The sequence below is a fragment of the Corallococcus praedator genome, from assembly GCF_003612125.1.
Lineage (GTDB): Bacteria > Myxococcota > Myxococcia > Myxococcales > Myxococcaceae > Corallococcus > Corallococcus praedator.
Window position 1 is genome coordinate 1 of the sequence record NZ_RAWI01001239.1, and the last position, 413, is coordinate 413.

At 60.3% G+C, this 413-nt stretch carries 1 protein-coding gene; it reads right to left on the reverse strand.

The window, feature by feature from the left end; all coding sequences use genetic code 11:
• Positions 1 to 413 (reverse strand): oxidoreductase (locus D7Y13_RS43895; RefSeq protein ID WP_500683210.1); only part of this gene is annotated, 413 nt, incomplete at both ends.

A 413-nucleotide genomic window follows, 5' to 3' on the forward strand; every position in this document is an offset into this window, starting at 1 on the left:
TTGCTGCCGTCGCGCAAAAACTGGTCGAGCAAGTAGCCATTCGCGCCGTGAACTTCGACGCCATCAAATCCCGCTGCCAAGGCGTTTTTTGCGCCCTGACGAAACTGCTCGACGATGCCGGGAATTTCAGCTCGATCGAGCGATCGCGGCGTCACAAACGGCTGCTCTCCGGTATAGGTGGCGGCCTTACCTGCGGGAGCGATCGGGCTGGGAGCCACAGGCAAAACGCCATCGGGCTGCAAGGAAGGATGCGAAATCCGCCCGACATGCCAGAGCTGCAAGAAGATGCGTCCGCCCTTAGCGTGAACCGCTGCTGTCACCAATTTCCATCCGGCCACTTGTTCAGGCGAATGAATTCCCGGCGTGGCCGGATAGCCCAAACCCTGCGGCGAGACTTGGGAGGCTTCCGTGAT